Source organism: Arthrobacter sp. NPDC058192, assembly GCF_042883665.1.
GTDB lineage: Bacteria > Actinomycetota > Actinomycetes > Actinomycetales > Micrococcaceae > Arthrobacter.
Map to the genome: position 1 here is coordinate 241,189 of NZ_JBHVVJ010000003.1, position 19,239 is coordinate 260,427.

Genomic DNA, 19,239 nt, shown 5'->3' on the forward strand with positions numbered 1-19,239 from the left:
AACCTATTCGCCTGCGGCGGGAACGGTCAGAACTTCTGGTCCTCCAGCGGACCGAAGCCCTTGCCGCGAAGCCCGGCGGAAAAGGCGGAGAACCAGTGAGCGAGCCCGCGGAAGTCGCCGCTGCGCAGGAAGTAGCCGAGGTAGCCGCCCACGTCCGCGACGAAGGACTTGACCCGGAAATGGCGGCGGATCATGTAGCCCCGGTTCCGGTAGTAGAAGTAGCGCTTGAAGGCGGAGTCCGGAACAATCACGTGCCACCGCGCGCCGAAGACGTGCTTGGTTTCGGCGAAGGCGTGTGGGTGGCTGATGGCTGCGGTGGTGACTGTGCCGAAGCGGATCCCGGCCTTTCGGAGCCGGAGGGTGAAGTCGACCTCGTCGCCGCGGATGAACAGGCGCATGTCCGGCAGTCCGACCTTGAAGAAGACGTCGGACCGGATCAGGGCGCCGTTGAAGAAGTGTCCGTCGTTGGGCAGGAAGCCGACCTTTTCCACCTCCGCGCGCTCGTGGGTGACTTTGCCGTCCAGCCGGAAGAAAAAGGACAGCTGGTCCGGGTGGCCGGGCGCGACCACGAGCGGCACGACGGCGTCGAGTCCGCGGTTCTGTGCCTCGCGGAGCAACGTGGCGAGGCATTCGGGATCGGCCGGCTCGGCGTCGTCATCCATCATCCAGATCCAGTCCGCGCCGCTGGCGACTGCCTTGAGGATGGCCAGCGAAAATCCGCCGGCACCGCCGAGGTTTGCCTCGGACCGGACATAGTCCACATTGGCGTGCCGGTTGGCGACTTCCTTCGACGGCGCGGTGCCGCTGTCGACGAGGCAAATGGAGCGGACCGCGGCGCTCTGGTTGTTGATGGCGTCCAGCAGGACAGCCAGCTCCCTGGGACGGTCAAACGTCACGGCAGCGACTGCAACCGAGGGGGTCATCGCGGGGTCCTTTCAGCACGACCGTCAGTGGTTTTCCCGCCGGCGGAGGGCCGTGTGACGCGAAGACAGGTGGCCGTTGGCATTAGTATCTTGACTAGAGTCCACTGTAATACAGCCCTGTCAGGCACTACGCACTGCCTGCCCTGCGCACGGCGACGGAGAAGTTTCATTTTTCGAAAGACAGTTCCACGGCAATTGAATCCACCCCTCGGCATCGGGCCGGTGGTCTTTCCGTGATCATGTACCTGCTCATGATGCTGACCGCAGCGATCGTGAGCTACACGGCCACCTGGGGTGCCCGGCTTGCCGGCAACAAGCTGGAGCTGTATTCCCCGATCCGCAGCCGCGACATGCATTCCACCCCGATCTCCCGGCTCGGCGGCCTTGGCATCTTCGCAGGCGTCCTGGTGGCACTGGTCATGGCGAGCAACTCGTTCTTCGTCAAGGACATCTTCCGCAACAACACCGCACCCTGGGGCATCCTCGCCGGTGCCGCCCTGATCGTGTTGATCGGCGTCGCGGACGACCTGGTGGATCTGCGCTGGTGGATCAAGCTGATCGGCCAAAGCGCCGCGGCACTGGTCGTGGCCATGTGGGGAGTCCGGATGACGGTCATGCCGTTCGTCCCCGAACCGTTCGTGATCCAGAACGAGGCCGTCAGCATCGCGCTGACCGCCGGGCTGATCGTGACCACCATGAACGCGTTCAACTTCATCGACGGGCTGGACGGCCTCGCCGCGGGCGTGGCCATCATCGGGGGAGCGGCGTTCTTCCTCACGGCCTACTGGGTCCACCGGACCGCCGTTCTGCTGGACCGCTCGGACCTGGCCACCCTCCTGACCGCCGTCGTGGTCGGCAGCTGCGTCGGCTTCCTGCCGCACAACTGGTTTCCCTCCAAGATCTTCATGGGCGATTCGGGGGCGATGCTGATCGGCCTGATCATGGCATCGGCCGGCGTCGTCTCCACCGGCCAGATCAGTTCCGGACTGTACGACCGGGCCAACGGCATCCCCACCGTGATCCCGATCCTCCTGCCGTTCGCCGTGCTGTTCCTGCCGCTCCTGGACCTGTGCCTGGCGGTGGTGCGGCGGACCGCGCTGGGCCGTTCGCCGTGGTCGGCGGACCGCGGACACCTGCACCACAAGTTGCTGGACATCGGGTACTCGCACCGCGGCGCCGTCGTGCTGATGTACCTGTGGACTTGCATCCTCGCCTTCGGCGGCCTCGCGTTCGCGATCTTCCCCTGGCATATCGTCCTCGCCGTAGACCTGGCCGCCGCTGCGGTTCTGGCCGTGGTGACTGCCTTGCCGTACCTGCGGCAGCGGGGGCCCCGCCAGGTCGCCGGGACGTCCGAGTAGCCAGGCACAGTGCGTTCACAGGAAATTTTCAGAATAATTTCTATCTGATGTAGAATTCAGGGGCGGCACTTCGCCGCCCACCTTGACCAGCCTCACGCCAGCGACGATTGGGATCTCATGACCTCCAACGCCGAACCCGGACCCGCGTCCGGCAAAGGCCCCGTTGGCGTCTCCGGCCCCACAAAATCGCTGTGGCTGAGACTGCTGGCCATGAGCTCCACCGTTTCCGCCGTCGCCCTGGTGCTGACCGGCCTGGCCGCCTTCGTCTTCAATGGCGCCGTGGGATTCTGGTCCTCCCTCTTCGGGGGAGCGCTGGTGATGGCGTTCTTTGCCATCAGCCTCGCGGTAGGCCACTTCGTCGGCCGCAACAACCCTTCCGGAGCGATTGGACTGTTCGTCGCGACGTACTTCGTCAAGGTTGTCGGCTTTGCAGTGGTCCTGTTCGCCATCGGGGCTCCGGCGTGGCTGCACGGCCGGTGGTTCCTGGTCGGCGCCGTGGTGACCGTCGTGTTTTGGCAGGCAGCCGAAATTTACGGTTTCAGCAAGGCCAGGCTTCAGATTTACAACGATCCCGACACCGGAAGAGGCGGCACTGATGTTTAGCCGCAATGCGGGCCGAAGGCCGACTGCCGGGCCACTTAAGAAGGCAGCCAAAGCACCCAAAACCACCACCGGGGCCCCTGGTGTATCGACCGACGACAGTGACGGCGGATACAACGCCGGAATCGCCGTCTTTAGCTACATTGTTGGCGGAATCGTCGTCTGGAGTTTGATAGGGTGGGGACTGGATAATCTGTGGGGAACCCGCTGGATTGTGCTCGCAGGCGCCCTGCTTGGAGCTGCGGGAGGGTTCTATCTTTCTCATATGCACGGTCTCACCAGCAACGGAACTTCAGCTGGTGACGGCAATGCTGCACGTGGCCCGTCCCAGGACGAGGAACAGTAATGCCAAATAATTTCACAGGGGGAGAGGCGGGCAGTAATGTCGCCGGTCCCCGCCCGACGCCCAATGATGGACACTGCAGAGAGGAAACGCGTTGATCGCGCTTGCGCTCCCGGCCCAAGATTCAGGAACCTTCACGCCTCCTGGAATTGAAGAACTTCACCTGCCGGCTATCCTGCCCTGGGGTGCGGCCGAAGGATTCTCCAAGCAGATGCTGCTGGTAATCCTGTCGGTCGTCATTATCGCAACATTCTTTGTGCTAGCTGCGCGGAAGCAGAAGCTGGTCCCCGGCAAGCTGCAGTTCGCAGGCGAGGCAGCTTATGGCTTCGTCCGCAATGGCATCGCCAAGGACATCATCGGCGGCAGGGACTTCATGAAGTACGTCCCGCTGCTGTTCACCCTGTTCTTCTTCATCCTGGTGAACAACATCTACGGTGCTATCCCCGTCATCCAGCTCCCGACCTTCTCGCACGTCGGTGGGGCCTACGTGCTCGCCGCGATCGTGTACGTCACCTGGATCGGCATCGGCGTTCGAAAGAACGGCCTGCGCTACTTCAAGCTCGCCACCGTTCCTACCGGTGTTCCGTGGTACATCCTCCCGATTGTCATTCCGATCGAGATCATCTCCAACTTCCTGGTCCGTCCGGTCACGCACAGCCTCCGTCTGTTCGCCACCATGCTGGCCGGCCACCTGATCGTGATGATCGCCGGCGCTGGCGTTGAATTCCTCGTCATGCAGGAAAGCGTTCTGCTCAAGGGCGCGTCCGTACTCGTCCTTGGCGGCGCCATCGCCATGTACATGCTCGAAGCGCTGATCATGGTGCTCCAGGCTTACGTCTTCACGCTGCTGACCGCGATTTACATCGAAGGTGCGCTCCACGCCGACAGCCACTAGGCGGCAAAGTCGGGCACACGCCAACCGGCGCAACGCCGCAGGCACAACACAAGTCTTCCCCTCACGGGGATGAAGCAACCCAAACAACCTGCCACATGGGTGGCATCTTGAAAGGAACAAAAATGGAAGGCTCCATCAACGGCTCCCTCAACCTCGTCGGCTACGGCCTCTCCGCCATCGGCGGTGGTATCGGTGTGGGTCTCGTTTTCGCCGCCTACATCAACGGCGTGGCACGTCAGCCGGAAGCCCAGCGCGTCCTGCAGCCGATCGCATTCCTCGGCCTTGCGCTGACTGAAGCCCTCGCCATCCTGGGCCTGGTCTTCGCGTTCGTTCTCAAGTAAACAGAACAACCGAACATCCAGAACCGAGTAGATAAGGACGGGTGAAATATGCATCAAGCGATCATCTCAGCCGCCACCGAAGGCGGTACTAACCCCCTCGTTCCCAATCCTTGGGAGATGCTTGTAGTCTTCGCCGGCTTTGCTGTCCTCATGTTCATCGTGGTCAAGTACGTTGTCCCGATGTTCGAGAAGACCTTCGCAGAGCGGGCCGAGGCCATTGAGGGGGGCATCGCCAAGGCCGAAAAGGCCCAGGCCGAGGCCTCCGCAGCACTCGAAGAGTACAAGCAGCAGCTCACGGATGCCCGCGCGGAAGCCAACCGCATCCGCGAGGAAGCACGCGCCGAAGGTGCCCAGATCCTTGCGGAACTGAAGGAGAAGGCCGGCGCCGAGTCGGCCCGCATCACCGCTCAGGCCCACGCGCAGATCGAATCCGAGCGGCAGGCGGCCGTTGTGTCGCTCCGCACGGAGGTCGGCACGCTGGCCACGACGCTGGCAAGCCGCATCGTCGGCGAGGCCTTGAGCGACGACGCACGGTCTGCCCGAGTGGTTGACCGCTTCCTGGCAGATCTGGAGAACCAGAACGCGGGTGTAGCTAAGTAATGGCAGGCGTATCGAGCGAATCGCTGGCCGCTGCGCTGGCGGCACTGGAAGCCAAGCTTCCCTCCGCGTCGCTGCAGTTGGCAAAGGAACTCTTCGGAATCCTGGGCACGCTGGACAGCTCGGCTGGCTTGCGCCGCGCCCTGACTGACCCGTCCCGCAGTGCGGACGAAAAGTCGGCGCTGATCAAGCAGCTTTTCAGCGGAAAAGTATCCCCTGATGCTGTTGAGATCGTTGCCGGACTGGCCAGCTCCCGCTGGGCGTCGGCACGGGATATCGGCGATGCACTCGAGACTCTTGCCGCTTCGGTGGTCATCGCAGTTGCCGAGAACAAGTCGGCCGTCTCTGCCTCCGGGCTCACCGGGCTGGAATCCCTGGAGAACGATTTGTTCACCTTCAACCAGTCCGTCGAGTCCAGCCACGAGGCCCAGCGTGCTCTGTCCGAGCCGCAGGCCAGCCCGGCCGCCAAGGTGACCCTCGCCGAAAAGCTCGTACCCGGTGCAAGCGAGGAAGCGAAAGTCCTGATCGGACAGGCCGTCACGGCTCCGCGCGGGCTCAAGGTCACCAAGCTCGTTGGCCGTTTCGCCGAGCTTGCCGCCAAGCGCCAGCAGCGCTGGATTGCAACGGTCAGCGTCACCCGTCCGCTGACGGAGACCCAGACCAGCCGTTTGCAGGCGGGGCTCAACGCCCTCTACGGCCGCGAGCTCAAGATCAACATCAACGTTGACCCGGCACTGATCGGTGGCGTCCGGATCCAGGTTGGGGATGAAGTGGTTGACGCTTCCGTCCTGACCCGTCTGGGTGAACTTCACCGTCAGCTTGCCGGCTAGCCGGACAAGCACAACCTAACGACAAGAAACCCCGGTCATCGTGAGCAACGATGATCACGAAACAGGAGAGCAGGGACTGCAGATGGCCGAATTGACCATCAACGCCGACGACGTCCGTAATGCGTTGAACGAGTTCGCGGCGTCCTACGAACCCGGAAACGCAGAGCGCGTAGAGGTCGGCCGTGTAACAACCGCAGGTGACGGCATCGCCCGTGTTGAGGGCCTTCCCTCGGTCATGGCGAACGAGCTGCTTCGCTTCGAAGACGGCACCCTGGGCCTGGCCCAGAACCTCGACGTCCGCGAGATCGGTGTCATCATCCTCGGTGACTTCACCGGAATCGAAGAGGGCCAGGAAGTCCACCGCACCGGACAGGTTCTGTCCGTGCCGGTCGGCGACGCCTTCCTCGGCCGCGTGGTTGACCCGCTGGGCCAGCCCATGGACGACCTTGGTGACATCAAGGCCGAAACGTCGCGCGCCCTGGAACTCCAGGCGCCCGGCGTGACCCAGCGCAAGTCGGTCCACGAGCCGATGCAGACCGGCCTGAAGGCCATCGACGCGATGATCCCGATTGGCCGCGGCCAGCGCCAGCTGATCATCGGTGACCGCCAGACCGGCAAGTCGGCCATCGCCATCGACACGATCATCAACCAGAAGGCCAACTGGGCTTCCGGTGACGTGAAGAAGCAGGTGCGCTGCATCTACGTCGCCATCGGCCAGAAGGCTTCCACGATCGCGGCTATCCGCCAGACGCTGGAGGACAACGGCGCACTGGAATACACCACGATCGTGGCTTCTCCCGCGTCCGACCCCGCAGGCTTCAAGTACCTGGCACCGTACGCCGGCTCGGCCATCGGCCAGCACTGGATGTACGGCGGCAAGCACGTCCTCATCGTGTTCGATGACCTGTCCAAGCAGGCCGAGGCTTACCGTGCAGTGTCGCTGCTGCTCCGCCGCCCGCCTGGACGCGAAGCCTACCCGGGCGACGTCTTCTACTTGCACTCCCGTCTGCTGGAGCGTTGTGCCAAGCTGTCCGACGAACTCGGTGCAGGCTCGATGACCGGCCTGCCGTTGATCGAGACCAAGGCGAACGACGTTTCCGCCTACATCCCGACCAACGTGATCTCCATCACCGATGGCCAGATCTTCCTGCAGTCGGACCTCTTCAACGCCAACCAGCGTCCCGCCGTCGACGTCGGCGTGTCCGTCTCCCGCGTCGGTGGCGCCGCCCAGGTCAAGTCCATGAAGAAGGTCTCCGGTACCTTGAAGCTGGAACTGGCGCAGTACCGCGACATGCAGGCCTTCGCCATGTTTGCCTCGGACCTCGACGCCGCATCGCGCCAGCAGCTGACCCGTGGTGCACGCCTGATGGAACTGCTCAAGCAGGGCCAGTACTCGCCGTTCCCGGTAGAGAACCAGGTCGTCTCCATCTGGGCCGGCACCAACGGCTACCTCGACGACGTTCCGGTTGAAGACATCAGCCGCTTCGAGACCGAGTTCCTGGAGCACCTCAAGCACAAGTCCTCCATCCTGACGACGCTGGCGCAGACCAACGTCATGGACGACGACACCGCTGAAGCACTGAAGACCTCGATCGTGGACTTCAAGAAGGGCTTCTTCGGCGAGGGGGACAGCCTCCTGGTCGGTGCGGGCCATGAGGAGCACAACGCCATCGGCGAGGATCAGGTCGACCAGGAAAAAATCGTCAAGCAGAAGCGCTAGTTTCGCTGGCAGGGACTGCCGGGACCCGCACGGGTTCCGGCAGTCCCGGCCATCGGGATTATAGGAAAGGATAAGTATGGGAGCCCAGATCCGGGTCTACCGCCAGAAGATCAGCTCGACGACGTCGATGCGCAAGATCTTCAAGGCGATGGAACTGATCGCTACCTCGCGCATCGGCAAGGCCCGCGCACGCGTAGCAGCTTCACTGCCTTACGCGAACGCGATCACGCGTGCCGTTTCTGCTGTCGCAAGCCAGAGCGAAGTCGACCACCCGCTGGTCACCGAGCCGGCACAGATCCGCCGGGCCGCCGTCCTGGTCATCACCTCGGACCGCGGCCTCGCAGGGTCGTATTCCGCGAGCGTCCTCAAGCAGGCCGAAGGTCTCAACGAGCTGCTCCACGCGGAAGGCAAAGAGGTCAAGACGTTCCTGGTCGGCCGCAAGGCGCAGGCGTACTTCGACTTCCGGAACCGGCCGTACCACCGCGTATGGACCGGCAACACGGATGCACCGGAGTTTGCGACGGCGAAGGAAGTCAGTGAAGCACTGCTGGCCGACTTCGCAGCCGCCTACGAAGAAGAGGGCGGTGTCGACGAGATCCACGTCGTGTACACCCGCTTCAAGTCGATGGTCACCCAGGAGCCGACGGTCGTCCGTCTGCTGCCGCTCGAGGTCGTCGAAGAGACCGCCGCGTCCGAATCGGACCTGCTGCCGCTCTACGAGTTCGAGCCGGAAACGGAGCAGGTCCTCGATGCCCTGCTGCCGCGCTACATCGAATCACGTATCTTCGCCGCCATGTTGCAGGCAGCAGCTTCCGAGCTCGCAGCCCGCCAGCGGGCGATGAAGTCCGCCGGTGACAACGCCACGGAACTCATCAAGAAGTACACGCGTCTGCGCAACACTGCCCGCCAGGCTGAAATTACGCAGGAGCTTTCCGAAATCGTGGCCGGTGCCGACGCCTTGAGCGCGTCCTAGCCAACACGAGCCCGGATCCAGCTGTACCTGCACCAAGAGATAAACTTAACCCCACGCCATCTACTGAGTGAAGTGAGAGAGATGACTGCCACTGCTACCGAACGCGTAGCCGCAACGGCCGGTGCCACCGGCCGTATTGCCCGCGTTATTGGCCCGGTTGTCGACGTCGAATTCCCGGCTGACGCAATCCCCGCGATTTACAACGCACTCACCACCGAGATCACTCTCAACGGTGAGACCAAGACCATCACGTTCGAGACTGCCCTGCACTTGGGCGACAACCTCATCCGTGCCATCTCCCTCCAGGCCACTGACGGACTCGTCCGCGGCACCAACGTGGTGGACACGGGCTCGCCCATCACCGTTCCCGTGGGTGACGGCGTCAAGGGCCACATCTTCAACGTCCTCGGCAAGCCGCTTGACGTTGAAGAATCCGAGATCCAGGCTTCGGACCACTGGTCAATCCACCGCAAGGCTCCCGCCTTCGCGACCCTCGAAGGCTCCACCGAGATGCTGGAAACCGGCATCAAGGTGATCGACCTCCTCACCCCGTACATCAAGGGTGGAAAAATCGGTCTGTTCGGTGGTGCCGGCGTCGGCAAGACCGTGCTGATCCAGGAAATGATCACCCGTGTTGCCCGCAACTTCGGTGGCACCTCGGTGTTCGCCGGTGTCGGCGAGCGTACCCGTGAAGGCAACGACCTCTGGGTCGAAATGGAAGAGGCAGGCGTCCTCAAGGACACCGCGCTTGTGTTCGGCCAGATGGATGAGCCGCCGGGAACACGTCTGCGCGTGGCGCTGTCCGCGCTGACCATGGCGGAGTACTTCCGCGATGTGCAGAACCAGGACGTGCTGCTCTTCATCGACAACATCTTCCGCTTCACCCAGGCAGGCTCCGAGGTTTCCACCCTCCTCGGCCGCATGCCTTCGGCCGTGGGCTACCAGCCCAACCTGGCTGATGAGATGGGCCTCCTCCAGGAGCGCATCACGTCCACCAAGGGCCACTCCATCACCTCGATGCAGGCCATCTACGTTCCCGCAGATGACTACACCGACCCGGCTCCGGCCACGACCTTCGCACACCTCGACGCGACCACGGAACTGTCCCGTGAAATCGCCTCCCGTGGTCTGTACCCGGCCGTTGACCCGCTGACGTCGACCTCCCGCATCCTGGATCCGCAGTACATCGGCCACGACCACTACAACACGGCCGTCCGCGTGAAGCAGATCCTGCAGAAGAACAAGGAACTTCAGGACATCATCGCCATCCTCGGCGTTGACGAACTCTCTGAAGAAGACAAGATCGTCGTGTCGCGTGCACGCCGCATCCAGCAGTTCCTCTCGCAGAACACCTACACCGCCAAGCAGTTCACCGGCGTCGAGGGCTCCACCGTGTCCATCAAGGACACCGTTGAAGGCTTCACCGCGATCTGCGACGGCGAGCTTGACCACGTTGCAGAGCAGGCGTTCTTCAACGTCGGCGGCCTGGACGACGTCGAGCGCCAGTGGGCCAAGATCCAGGAACAGACCAAGTAATATGGCTGAGCTTGAGGTTGAGATTGTCGCAGCGGATCACTTCGTGTGGTCCGGAGCGGCCAAGATGGTCAAGGCCCGCACCAGCGATGGTGAAATCGGAATCCTGCCCGGCCACTCGCCCCTGCTGGCGATTCTGGCCGAAGGTGAACTGGCCATCGAGCCGGTTTCCGGTGACCGGATCTCTGTAGCTGTCGACGGCGGATTCTTCTCCGTCGACAACAACAGGGTGGTTATTGTTGCTGACAACGCCCAAATGGGCGAAGCGGCTACTGCGGGGATCCGCTAGCACGACCTTGATGAACGATATTGGTTTGCCGTTCATCGTCCTGGCAACTGCCTTCGCGTTGCTGGTCTTTGCACTGTGCCTTGCGGGGGTGCGCCGCTTCAATCTGCGGCGTGCCCTCGGCACGGTGGACGCCTCCATTTGCACGGCTGGAAAGAGCTGGCAGATGGGGGTTTGTCGTTATCAGGACAACGACCTCGAGTGGTTCCGTGTGGTCTCACTCAGCGTGCGCCCCAAGCACACCTTCCGGCGCAGCTCGCTGGAGCTGTTGGGGCGGCGCAAACCCACCGAATCCGAGCTCCTCAAGGTCCAGCCTGACGCTGTGATTGTGGAGCTCCGCTACGAGGGGCAGCAAGTCCTGCTGGCGATGAAGTTCGACGCCTACACAGGGTTGTCGTCCTGGCTTGAGGCCGGACCCGTCATCGGCGTCGGCACCTGGCGCTAGCGCCGGTGGAATTCATCGACGACCTGCGCGTGGTCGACGGCCCGGTTGCCTGGGCCGCGTGGGCCGCCGGTGCCGCCGGCCTGGCCTACCTTCTCTGGCACGCCGTCTTCGGGCGTGGCCGCCGGTGGCGTCCCCCCGGCCCGGCCGCTGTCACGCTCGCAGGGGTGGTCCTGCTCGCCGCGGCCCTCGTCGCGGCCGTGCACTGGTTCCTGATTTATGCGGTCTCTGTCTTCCCTTCGGAACTTCCCGCGGAGCCGCTGGCGTGGTCCGCAGCCGCCGTCGTGGCCTTGTTGTTGTTGCTCCTGCGCGGCGTTGGCCGCCCGAGTGGCGTCGGTGTCCGCAACGGGGCCGGACAGAACAGCACCCAACAGAACAGCACCCGACGGAACAGCACCCGACGGAACCGCGCGGACGCTTGGCGCTCACGTGCCGCCGCAGCGGCTGCCTTCCTGGCCGTCCTGGCGCTGTGTGCCGTGCAGATCAACATCTACTTCGGCCTGAACCACACCGTCGGCGACCTGACCGGGGCGGCAGTGGCCCGGATCCCGACGCTCGACGCCGGCCTGAGACGTGCGGCCGGCGCTCCGGCTGCCGCAGGCCTCGAACAGTGGCGCGCCCCCCGGGACCTTCCGTCGGGCATCATTCGCAAGGCGGCAATCCCCGGCACAATTTCCGGCTTCCAAAGCCGGGACGCCTACGTCTACCTTCCGCCGGCCTACCAGAGTTCCCCCAGGCCCGCGCTGCCTGTCCTCGTGCTGTTCTCCGGCCAGCCGGGCAGCCCCGCCGACTGGCTGACCGGCGGCGCGCTCCAGAGACGTCTCGACAGTTTTGCCGCCCAGCATGCTGGGGTGGCGCCTGTGACGGTGGTGGTCGACCCCAACGGCTCGGCCTCGGCCAACACACTGTGCATGGACAGCCGGATCGCCCGGGCGGACACCTACCTGGCCCGGGACGTGCCTGACTGGATCAACCAGACGTTCGACGTGGATCCGGATCCGCGGAAGTGGGCAGCGGGCGGCTTCTCCTTCGGCGGTACCTGCGCCCTGCAGATGGTCACCAGGCATCCTGACGTCTACGGCGCCGCGCTGGCCTTCTCCAGCGAGAAGGAACCTGCCATCGCCAAGGAGCGCGACAAGACCATCCAGGCCACCTTCGGCGCAGACGCTGCCTCCTTCGACCGGCTGACGCCGCTGTCCGTCATGGCCAAGGACCGCTTCGACGGCCACGGCGCGTACTTCGCCGCCGGCGAGCGGGACCCGGAATTCATCGGGCACATGGACGTGCTTTCTGAGGCGGCACGAAAGGCCGGGTTCACTGTCGAATCGCACCGGATCGCGAACCTGGGGCACTCTTGGGAGACCGCAGCCAACGGCCTGCCCGGCGGACTGGACTTCCTCTCCCGCCGCTGGGGGATCGCGCCATGAGTGCGGACACCAACGCCCCGAACACCGCCCGCCAGGGACCGGAGGACGCATCGTGGCTGGGGGTATGGCGGCAGGGCATGCGGCGGACGCTTGCACACTTCCGGGCCGTGCCCTTCACCCTGGCGGTCCTCTCGACCTTCCTCGCGGTCGGTGCCATCACGGGCAGCTTCCTGTCCGGGCCGCCGAAGGCCCTGCTGCCGCTGGCCTCCGTCAGCGCCCCGGGGTTGCGGGCAGGTCACTGGTGGTCGCTGTTCACGTCCATGTTCTTCGCCACCAATCTGCTGGCCTACCTGGCAGCGTCGCTGATGATCCTGCTGCTGCTGGGTCTTGCCGAACGGCACCTGGGCACGCTGCGGACGGCCGTCTTCTTCTTCGCGGGCCAGTTCGCGGCGGTATCGCTATACCTGCTGGCCACGCAGGTTGCGCGGTATCTCGGCGACGACTGGCTTGGCCTCATGGTCAATGCCCGGCTGATCGGCCCGTACGCCGCCATCCTCGCCGTGGCCCTGGCCGCCAGCGGGCTGCTGCCTGCCCTGTGGCAGCGGCGCCTGCGGACCGGCGTCATCTCCGCCTCCCTGTTGCTGGTCCTCTATGTCGGGCATCCCGAGACGGTGGTGGGGCTCACCGGGGCCCTCGCCGGCCTGGCTACAGGTTGGTGGATTCAGGACGACCGGGGGACCCTGCACCGGCACCGCTCAACGGGACGCGAAACGCGCAACCTGCTGGCTCTCACGGTTGCCATCTTTGCGGTGGGACCGATCCTCACGGCGGCGGTCAGCAGCCCCACGGGGCCGCTCGCCTTGTTGCGCGACGTCGTGCTGAATCCGCTGCCCACGCTGAGCCAGCTGGAGCAAAACTGCGGCGGGACCGTCGACGTCAGTTGCCTGGAGGCCGGCCGGTCCGGTTTCGCCGGCCCGCTGGGCCTCGCGCTGGCAGTCGTCCCGGTGGTCCTCCTGCTGATCTGCGCGGACGGCATGCGGCACGGACGCCGGCTGGCCCTGCGGATCGCCATCTCCGTCCAGCTCGGCGTGACCGCCCTCGCCGCCGTATACCTGGCCCTGTTCGCCCGCATCCCGCATTACCCCACCCGGCCCCGCACTGCCATCATGGGCTCAGGCTTCGTCCACGTGCTTCCGCTGGTGGCCGTGCCGCTGCTGCTCGTTGTGCTGCTTTGGCTCAACCGCCGGCAGTTCCGGGTGGAGACGGCGCCCCGGGCCCGGAAAATTCTTGGCCTGGTGGTCGGCGGCACGTGGCTGGCCCTCACCGGCGCCTATGCCGTGGCGTGGCTGGCCGCCGGCGGGATGGACCGTGACGGGGGAGTGCTGGGCCTGGCGGCCGAACTCGCCCGGCAGTACCTGCCGCTGCCCATTCCGGGCGCCTACGGCCGCCTCTTCCAGAACCGGAACGCCGTCGAAGCCTTTCTGTTCGCCTCTGCCGGCATCATCTTCTGGGGTGTTGCCCTGGCTGCGGTCTGGCTGGTCCTGCGGCGGCGGCTGCATGGTACCGGGCCGAGCAGCACGGACGCCGGTTCTGGGGACCGCGACTCGGCCCGTGACCTGATCCGCCAGGGCGGTGACTCGCTGTCCTGGATGGCGCTCTGGGAACCTAACAAATACTGGTTCACAGCGGACCGGCGCGCGGGGGTCGCGTACCAGCAGCACGGCAACGTGGCCTTGACGCTCGCCGGGCCGTTTGGTCCCGCGGCGCTCCGTGAGGAAACAGCGGCAGGGTTCATGCGCTACTGCGCCGAGCACGCCCTGATCCCATGCTTTTACTCGTGCACCGCCGAACTCTGGCCGATGCTGCGCACCAGGGGCTTCCGCCGTGTAGCCGTGGCACAGGAAACCAGGCTCGCCGTGCGCAAACTCGAGTTCAAGGGCAAGGAGTGGCAAAACGTCCGCACGGCCCTGAACCGCGCGGCCAAGACCGGCGTCGGCGTCGTGTGGGGACGCTACAGCGAATTCCCGGCCGCGCTGCGCGCCCAGCTCATCGAGGTCTCCGAAGACTGGGCGGCGCAAAAGCACGTGCCGGAAATGGGGTTCACGCTGGGCGGCATCGACGAGCTCGACGACGACGAAGTGCTCTGCTGCCTGGCCGTGGACGCCGCGGGACGGGTGCAGGGCGTCACCAGCTGGCTGCCGGTGTACGAGGACGGCCGGTTGGTCAGCTGGACCCTGGACTTCATGCGGCGCCGCGGAGACGCCTTTCCTGGCGTCATGGAGTTCCTCATCGCTTCCGCGGTGCTGGAGCTCAAACGCACTGTCGAGGTCATCTCCCTTTCCGGCTCGCCGCTGGCTAAGGAAGGCGCCGGTTCCAGTGAAGCGGGGCTTCGAGAAACCGGTTCCAGTGAAGCGGGGCTTCGAGAAACCGGTTCCAGTGAAGCCGGCTCCGGTGAGGCCGGTTCCGGTGAGGCCGGTTCCGGTGAGGCCGGTTCCGGTGAGCCCGGTTCCAGGGAGGCAACTGACGCCGCGGCAGCCGAGGCCGGCCCGAACGGTCTGGCTGGAATCCTCGACGTGGTGGGTCGTGCCCTGGAACCCGTGTACGGCTTCCGATCGCTGGCAACGTTCAAATCGCGCTTCAAACCCGACTACCGGACGCTCTACCTGTACTACCAGGATCCGCTGCAACTGCCCGCGATGGGCCGGGCGCTGAGCCGGGCGTATCTTCCCGGCCTGTCCGTCCGGCAGAGTGCGCGTCTGTTGCGAACGCTCGTGCGGTAGGCGGGAATGCAGTTGTGCGCTTCTGCGTCGGCCGGCCGCCCGGCGTGGTTTCCCATTGTTCAGGGGTCACTTTGTTTTGCTGAATTGTCCGCCAGCGCGAGTGCTTTTGCCGCCTGCCGAATCGGCGCCCCTGCGGTAAAGCAGCGAAATGGGAGGCCACCCGTCCTGGCAATGCAAAAAAATGGCCCCCGGCAAAATGCCGGGAACCATTTTTTTACCGGAAATGCACTTGGCAGTTCCTGGCGGGAGACTAGACCAGCGTCACGCCGGTAGCCTGGGGGCCCTTGGCGCCCTGACCGATCTCGAACTGAACGCGCTGGTTCTCGTCGAGAGTCTTGAAGCCGCCGGTCTGGATCTCGGAGTAGTGAACGAAGACGTCACCGTCGGAGTCATCCGGGGTGATGAAGCCGAAGCCCTTTTCTGCGTTGAACCACTTCACGGTTCCCTGTGCCATTTGTTTCTCCTCATTGTGGATCTTGAATAAGCCTGGTGCACTTCACACCGGACTTTGGTCACTCTGCGAGAAGAACCTTGGCCTCGGGCCGGATACACGGACCTTGGCGGCAGGAGCTTCACGCTCGCAACATGTCTTGCGAGCATGAAAAAACACCTACACAAAGACTTGTATAAGAATTTCATGTCACCTGCGTCAGGTCAACGGTCGCAAGCGAGAATTGCATAAAATTTGTGCAAAGAACTGCTGAACGGGAATCACCGGCCCCGGAGGGCTTCCCGGAGCGGCCGGAGCCCGGTCTAGAAGAGCCTGGACGCGCTGTCGTCAACGCCGCGCATGGCGTCGTAGTCCAGGGTGACGCAGTCGATTCCGCGGTCCTTGGCGAGGACCTTGGCCTGCGGCTTGATCTGCTGGGCCGCGAAGATTCCGCGGACCGGCGCCAGCAACGGATCCCGGTTCAGCAGTTCCAGATACCGCGTGAGCTGTTCGACGCCGTCGATGTCGCCGCGCCGCTTGAGCTCAATGGCCACCGTGGCGCCGTCAGCGTCCCTAGCCAGAATGTCCACGGGGCCGATCGCGGTGAAGTACTCGCGGCGGATCAGCGAGAATCCGGTGCCGAGCAGCTCGATCTGGGCCGCCAAGAGGCGCTGGAGGTCGGCCTCGACGCCGTCCTTGATCAGGCCGGGGTCCTGGCCCAGTTCGTGGGAGGTGTCGTGAAGCTGCTCGTGAATGTTGATGATCAGCCGGTCGTCGGTCTTGGCGGACTGTACCGTCCACTGTTCGATCACACCGATCTCGACATCGACCTCTTCGGGCGTGGACACCCGCAGCGACGCTGGAGGACTCATCCAGTTCAGCGGCTTGTAGGACCCGCCGTCGGAGTGGACCAGTACGGAGCCGTCGGCCTTGACGAGCAGCAGCCGGGTGGCCAGAGGGAGATGGGCTTTGAGGCGGCCGACGTAATCGACGGAGCAACGGGCTATGACTAAACGCACCCGGTCTACTCTACCTTCCGTGAGCCGGACGGGTCCGGGGCCTGGCCGCGGAGCGCGAAGAGGCGGCCGGGCTGGGGCAGAATGGAGGCATGCCCCGTTCCAACCGACCCCGCCGCGCTGCTTCAGGAAGGGCTGCTGCTTCGGGAAAGAAGGCGCCCGGAGCGAAGCATGGCCCGGCGCCGGAGCTCGATCTGGAACGTGCACGCTCAGGCTTCGCGCGCAGGGAGAGCGCGCCGGACGGTGAATGGATGGTCCGCTCTATGACCGCCAGCCGTGCGGAGAAGACTTACATCTGCCCCGGCTGTTCCACGGCCGTGCTGCCGGGCATCGCCCACTTGGTGGTCTGGTCCGAAGACCATCTCTTCGGTGCCGCCGCTGGCCTCGCGGAGCGACGCCACTGGCACACCAACTGCTGGACCACGCGCACCTACCGGTACCGCTAGGCGGTTCCGCTGACCGGTTTCGCTAAGGTGGACAGCATGACTTTTGATCCCGCGTCGTACGTCTTCACCCAGCCGTCCACGCCAACCGCGATCCGCGCCTCTACTGTCCTCCCAGCCCGCCGCGAGAACGTCGAACTGCGCACCTCGGACGGGCACCGGCTGGTGGGTGAACTCGCGGTCCCGGAATCCGGGGAGATCAAGGCGACCCTCATCACCCTGCACCCGCTGCCGACGCACGGCGGCTTCATGGATTCGCACGTCTACCGCAAGGCCTCCTACCGGCTGCCGGCCCTCGCCGGGGTCGCGGTGCTGCGCTTCAACACCCGCGGCACGTCCTCGCCGCGGGGCGTCAGCGGGGGATCCTTCGAGGAAGGCATCGGGGAGCGCCTCGACGTCGAGGCCGCCGTGCGGTTCGCCGTCGACCGTGGCCTGCCGAACCGGTGGCTGGTGGGCTGGTCCTTCGGCACCGAGCTTGCCCTCATGTACGGGGCCACGGAACCAGTAGCTTCTGAGGTCGAGGGGGCTGTTTTGCTCTCGCCTCCGCTTCACCGGGCAACGGACGCGCATCTGTTGGAATGGGCCAGGGCCGGCAAGCCGCTGAAGGTGCTGGTGCCGGAGCACGATGACTACCTGCAGCCGGCCGCTGCGGCGGAACGGTTCGCCGTCGTGCCCCAGGCACAGGTGATCGGCGTGGACGGCGCGAAGCATCTGTGGGTGGGGGAGAAGTACGCCGGGCGGGTGCTCAACGAGATCGTGGACGAGGTCATTCCCGGCGGTGTTCCCGGTGGCTCTGCAGGTGCTGCCGGAACTGCGCTGCCACAGGAATGGGACGGACCGGTCGCCACGGCCCACGCCTGAGGAATCCGCGCAGCCCCCCGGAAATCCGCACCGAAACAGGACAGCCGCACCGTGGATCCACGGTGCGGCTGTCCTGTTTCGTTGCGGTAACCGGCTTTCGGTGCGAAGACCGGTCAGCGGCTGTCCTGCCGGGCGATGAAGATTTCCTTGACCAGCAGCAGGATCGCCGCTGCTGTGGGGATGGCGATCAGTGCTCCGAGCACGCCGAGCAGGCTCCCGCCGGCGATCACCGAAATGACGGCGACCGCACCGGGCACCGCCACTGCTTTTTGCATGATCCGGGGTGAGATGAAGTAGGCCTCGAACTGGAGGTAGGCGAAGTAGCAGATGGCGAAAATTAGTGCCGTCTGCCAGCCGGCGGACAGGGCCACGAGGGTGACGAGGAACCCGGCGATCATGCCGCCCACGAGCGGAATGAAGGCGAGCAGGGCCACCACGAACGCCAGCAGCGTGCCGAACGGCACCCCGATGATCGACATGACGATGAAGGCGAACGTGGCGTTCAGCAGTGCTACGGCGGCCTGGCCGATCACGTAGTTGCCCACGGAACTGGTGATTTCCTCGGACAGGGCGGCAACCCGGGCCCGGCGCGTGCGCGGCGCCAGCCGGTAGCCCCACTTCTTCATCGAGGGAAGGGCACCCAGGAAGTACAGGCTCAGGACAAGCACGATCAGAGCGCCGAACAACCCGTTGGCTACGGTGGAGCCGAAGCCCACAACCCCGCCGAAGATGCCGCTCATGGCCTCTTGGTTGTTGACGAACTTCGTGAGCTCCTGGGCGATGCGGTCCCGTATGCCGAACTGCCTGTCAACGCTGTGGAAGAAGTCGGAATCAATGAAGTTCTGGACCCACTGCGGCGCCTGCTGCACCACCTGTGTGACTTGCTGCACGATCGTGGGGATGAGGGTGGCGAAGAATGCGGCCACCCCCAGTGCCAGTGTGGAGACGGACATGAGAATGCCGGCCGGCCTGGGGACGTTCTTGCCTTCGAGCCAGCGCACCACCGGGTCCAGCCCAAGGGTGATGAAGAGAGCAGTGAGGATCCACAGGAGCAGCTGCGTCGTGTTTGAGCCGATCCAGTAGACCAGCAGCGCGAAGCCGACGCCTACTGTGCCCATGAAGCCCATATACAGCGGGTGCTGGGCGGACATCCGCGGTCCGGGGCTGCCGAAGCGGGCGCCGGTCCCGTCCTCGGCTGCCGTGGCGGCCTCGGCCTCATGGTCGGGCGGCATTTCGAAGCGAAGCCGGGGCTGGGCTCCGGGAATCGGCTGGCGCAGGCGGCGGGCCACGGACACGAGCAAACTGGCGGCGGCTGCCCGGGGGCTCGGGACGGCTGGCTGCGGGCGGCGTTCCTGGCTGCCGGATTCTTGGGCTTCTTCCGATCCGGCGGAGGATGAATCCGTATGTTCAGTCACTGCGTTTAAATGCCCTTAATTCTTCGTGGCGCCAGGCAGGCGGCCCTAGTGTGATGATCACCGCAAACACTATCAGCAGGCTTGTC

Annotated in this window: 20 protein-coding genes; 16 read left to right on the plus strand and 4 right to left on the minus strand. The window is 64.8% G+C overall.

What is annotated here, in order from left to right:
• Positions 1 to 26: 26 nt before the first annotated feature.
• Positions 27 to 923 carry a glycosyltransferase gene (locus ACFVVK_RS04800; protein WP_390264153.1) on the minus strand — a complete coding sequence of 299 codons (897 nt, stop codon included), beginning with the start codon at positions 921 to 923 and terminating at the stop codon, positions 27 to 29.
• Positions 924 to 1,156: 233 nt separating this feature from the next.
• On the opposite strand from ACFVVK_RS04800, the gene ACFVVK_RS04805 reads away from it, so the two are divergent.
• The 14 genes from ACFVVK_RS04805 (at position 1,157) to ACFVVK_RS04870 (ending at position 14,988) form a co-directional block, all read left to right on the plus strand.
• Positions 1,157 to 2,281, plus strand: coding sequence for an MraY family glycosyltransferase (locus tag ACFVVK_RS04805; RefSeq protein ID WP_390264155.1), 1,125 nt, complete (start codon positions 1,157 to 1,159; stop codon positions 2,279 to 2,281).
• Positions 2,282 to 2,398: 117 nt separating this feature from the next.
• Entirely contained in the window at positions 2,399 to 2,884 is a 486-nt protein-coding gene (locus ACFVVK_RS04810; RefSeq protein ID WP_390264158.1) for a hypothetical protein, read from the plus strand.
• Positions 2,877 to 3,227, plus strand: a complete 351-nt coding sequence (locus ACFVVK_RS04815) for a hypothetical protein (RefSeq protein ID WP_390264160.1) — start codon at positions 2,877 to 2,879, stop codon at positions 3,225 to 3,227. The genes ACFVVK_RS04810 and ACFVVK_RS04815 overlap by 8 nt, the downstream gene beginning before the upstream one ends.
• A gap of 91 nt (positions 3,228 to 3,318) precedes the next feature.
• Positions 3,319 to 4,119 carry a F0F1 ATP synthase subunit A gene (gene atpB / locus ACFVVK_RS04820; RefSeq protein ID WP_390264163.1) on the plus strand — a complete coding sequence of 267 codons (801 nt, stop codon included), beginning with the start codon at positions 3,319 to 3,321 and terminating at the stop codon, positions 4,117 to 4,119.
• 122 nt (positions 4,120 to 4,241) lie between these two features.
• The gene (atpE, locus tag ACFVVK_RS04825) at positions 4,242 to 4,460 is read left to right on the plus strand and encodes an ATP synthase F0 subunit C (RefSeq protein WP_028276067.1); all 219 of its coding nucleotides are present in this window, start codon (positions 4,242 to 4,244) and stop codon (positions 4,458 to 4,460) included.
• A gap of 48 nt (positions 4,461 to 4,508) precedes the next feature.
• Positions 4,509 to 5,060, plus strand: coding sequence for a F0F1 ATP synthase subunit B (locus ACFVVK_RS04830; RefSeq protein ID WP_390264166.1), 552 nt, complete (start codon positions 4,509 to 4,511; stop codon positions 5,058 to 5,060).
• The gene (locus ACFVVK_RS04835) at positions 5,060 to 5,887 is read left to right on the plus strand and encodes a F0F1 ATP synthase subunit delta (protein ID WP_390264169.1); all 828 of its coding nucleotides are present in this window, start codon (positions 5,060 to 5,062) and stop codon (positions 5,885 to 5,887) included. Before ACFVVK_RS04830 ends, ACFVVK_RS04835 begins: the two co-directional genes overlap by 1 nt.
• An 82-nt stretch (positions 5,888 to 5,969) precedes the next feature.
• The gene (gene atpA / locus ACFVVK_RS04840; RefSeq protein WP_390264378.1) at positions 5,970 to 7,607 is read left to right on the plus strand and encodes a F0F1 ATP synthase subunit alpha; all 1,638 of its coding nucleotides are present in this window, start codon (positions 5,970 to 5,972) and stop codon (positions 7,605 to 7,607) included.
• A 76-nt stretch (positions 7,608 to 7,683) separates the two neighbouring features.
• A complete protein-coding gene (locus ACFVVK_RS04845) occupies positions 7,684 to 8,580 on the plus strand; it encodes a F0F1 ATP synthase subunit gamma (RefSeq protein ID WP_390264172.1) in 897 nt (298 codons plus the stop codon).
• 81 nt (positions 8,581 to 8,661) lie between these two features.
• The gene (atpD, locus tag ACFVVK_RS04850; RefSeq protein WP_390264175.1) at positions 8,662 to 10,116 is read left to right on the plus strand and encodes a F0F1 ATP synthase subunit beta; all 1,455 of its coding nucleotides are present in this window, start codon (positions 8,662 to 8,664) and stop codon (positions 10,114 to 10,116) included.
• Position 10,117: 1 nt separating this feature from the next.
• Complete coding sequence (locus tag ACFVVK_RS04855) at positions 10,118 to 10,402, plus strand: F0F1 ATP synthase subunit epsilon (RefSeq protein ID WP_090581408.1); 285 nt, start codon at positions 10,118 to 10,120, stop codon at positions 10,400 to 10,402.
• 10 nt (positions 10,403 to 10,412) lie between these two features.
• A complete protein-coding gene (locus ACFVVK_RS04860) occupies positions 10,413 to 10,844 on the plus strand; it encodes a DUF2550 domain-containing protein (RefSeq protein ID WP_390264179.1) in 432 nt (143 codons plus the stop codon).
• Between the two features lie 5 nt (positions 10,845 to 10,849).
• On the plus strand, positions 10,850 to 12,268 hold the full coding sequence (locus tag ACFVVK_RS04865; protein ID WP_390264182.1) for an alpha/beta hydrolase: 1,419 nt from the start codon (positions 10,850 to 10,852) through the stop codon (positions 12,266 to 12,268).
• Complete coding sequence (locus ACFVVK_RS04870) at positions 12,265 to 14,988, plus strand: phosphatidylglycerol lysyltransferase domain-containing protein (protein WP_390264185.1); 2,724 nt, start codon at positions 12,265 to 12,267, stop codon at positions 14,986 to 14,988. Before ACFVVK_RS04865 ends, ACFVVK_RS04870 begins: the two co-directional genes overlap by 4 nt.
• A gap of 250 nt (positions 14,989 to 15,238) precedes the next feature.
• Here the strand turns inward: ACFVVK_RS04870 and ACFVVK_RS04875 are convergent, their stop codons facing one another.
• Together ACFVVK_RS04875 and nucS are read right to left on the minus strand one after the other, a co-directional pair.
• Positions 15,239 to 15,442: a cold-shock protein gene (locus tag ACFVVK_RS04875; RefSeq protein ID WP_011692441.1), complete on the minus strand. Its 204-nt coding sequence runs from the start codon at positions 15,440 to 15,442 to the stop codon at positions 15,239 to 15,241.
• 299 nt (positions 15,443 to 15,741) lie between these two features.
• Entirely contained in the window at positions 15,742 to 16,437 is a 696-nt protein-coding gene (gene nucS / locus ACFVVK_RS04880) for an endonuclease NucS (RefSeq protein WP_390264188.1), read from the minus strand.
• Between the two features lie 89 nt (positions 16,438 to 16,526).
• Here nucS and ACFVVK_RS04885 point away from each other — a divergent pair, with 89 nt between their 5' ends.
• Together ACFVVK_RS04885 and ACFVVK_RS04890 are read left to right on the plus strand one after the other, a co-directional pair.
• Positions 16,527 to 16,880: an ATP/GTP-binding protein gene (locus tag ACFVVK_RS04885; protein WP_390264191.1), complete on the plus strand. Its 354-nt coding sequence runs from the start codon at positions 16,527 to 16,529 to the stop codon at positions 16,878 to 16,880.
• 36 nt (positions 16,881 to 16,916) lie between these two features.
• On the plus strand, positions 16,917 to 17,738 hold the full coding sequence (locus ACFVVK_RS04890) for an alpha/beta hydrolase (RefSeq protein WP_390264193.1): 822 nt from the start codon (positions 16,917 to 16,919) through the stop codon (positions 17,736 to 17,738).
• 113 nt (positions 17,739 to 17,851) lie between these two features.
• Here the strand turns inward: ACFVVK_RS04890 and ACFVVK_RS04895 are convergent, their stop codons facing one another.
• On the minus strand, positions 17,852 to 19,039 hold the full coding sequence (locus ACFVVK_RS04895; protein WP_390264381.1) for an AI-2E family transporter: 1,188 nt from the start codon (positions 19,037 to 19,039) through the stop codon (positions 17,852 to 17,854).
• Between the last annotated feature and the right edge of the window lie 200 nt (positions 19,040 to 19,239).